This window comes from Microcoleus sp. D2_18a_B4 (assembly GCF_036702475.1).
Lineage (GTDB): Bacteria > Cyanobacteriota > Cyanobacteriia > Cyanobacteriales > Microcoleaceae > Microcoleus.
On sequence record NZ_JAUBTL010000147.1, the window covers coordinates 1 to 1359 of the forward strand.

Annotated in this window: 1 protein-coding gene; it reads right to left on the reverse strand. The window is 43.9% G+C overall.

The window, feature by feature from the left end:
• Window positions 1-39 precede the first annotated feature (39 nt).
• Window positions 40-1233 carry a transposase gene (locus QUB04_RS32400; RefSeq protein ID WP_333290752.1) on the reverse strand — a complete coding sequence of 398 codons (1194 nt, stop codon included), beginning with the start codon at window positions 1231-1233 and terminating at the stop codon, window positions 40-42.
• Window positions 1234-1359: the final 126 nt, after the last annotated feature.

Sequence of the window (1359 nt, forward strand, 5' to 3'; positions counted from 1 at the left end):
TTGACACTCCGGGCGCCTGAAGGCGCAGGGATTCTTGGATCAATCAGTCAACTTGCTCGTTGATGTCACCACCAATGAGTAGAGGTCGGCCTGTCCCCAAACGTTAATTTCGGTGTGCCCCACCGTATTTAAAGTGATTCCTGTTTGCCTCAATCCTTTTGCCAAAATGTTCAAAGCGGAGTTGTGGTCACGGTCTAGTACCGTACCGCAACTGCAAACATGAGTTCTGACAGATAGCGATTTCTGAACAGGATTTCCACAACTTGAGCAATTTTGGGAAGTATACTGAGGAGCAACAGCAACAACTGTTTTACCATACACTTTCCCAAAATATTGCAACCATTGAGCAAACTGTGACCACGCTGCATCGCTAATCGATTTAGCAAGTTTATGGTTTTTCACCATGTTTTTTACTTGAAGATTTTCATAGGCTACGAAATCGTTAGATTTCACTACGCACAACGCCGTCTTAATGGCGAAGTCTTTGCGCTGCCTACTAACCTTCAAGTGTTTTCTTCCTAACTTATTGATTGCCTTAAAGCGATTGGTAGAGCCTTTCTTTTTACGAGAGACTCGTTTCTGCAACCGCTTTAAGGCTTTTTCACTTTTACGCAAGTGTCGAGGGTTCGGAACTGTCTCCCCGCTACTATTGGTGTAGAAATGGTTTAACCCTACGTCTATGCCAATAGCTTTACCTGTGGGAACTACTTCCTCCGTTCGCTCCACGTTGATACAGAATTGAGCATAGTAACCGTCGGCTCGACGAATTACTCGGACTCGCTTAATTTCCTTGGGTGCGTAGAAATGCAAATCTCGACTACCAAGTAGTCTCAAAGTCCCCGCCGCAAAACCGTCCGTGAATGTTAGACATCTTTTATCGGTGGAAAGCGCCCAGCCTGATGTTTTGTACTCAACGGAACGAGTGTACTTTTTGAATTGCGGATATCCCTTTTTCCCCGGCTTCTTAGCTTTGCAATTAGAGAAGAAACGTTGGATAGCAAAAATGGCACGTTCAGCCGAAGCCTGACGTGCCATTGAGTTAAGTTTGCCAGCCCATTCAAACTCTTTCGCCATAATGGCGCATTGCTTGTACAGGTCGGATAATTTAACCCCCTGATTGTCGATCCAGTATCTGAGAGCTTTGTTTCGGACAAACTGAGCCGTGCGAATCATTTCGTCGATGATCCGATATTGCTGCGCTTTGCCTTTCAACTTAAACTCTAGTACAATCATGGAATTACTATATCACGTTTACGGACAATTGTGGCTATAAACTTGTTACTTTAACAATCTTTACAATTCATGATAATTAAATCCGTCCTATAAGGACGGGGCTTTAGACCCATTTTTTGGGTAAAA

Bases quoted from the DNA above. Each gene is read 5' to 3' on its own strand.
- QUB04_RS32400 (WP_333290752.1), bottom strand. From the start codon at position 1,233: ATGATTGTACTAGAGTTTAAGTTGAAAGGCAAAGCGCAGCAATATCGG.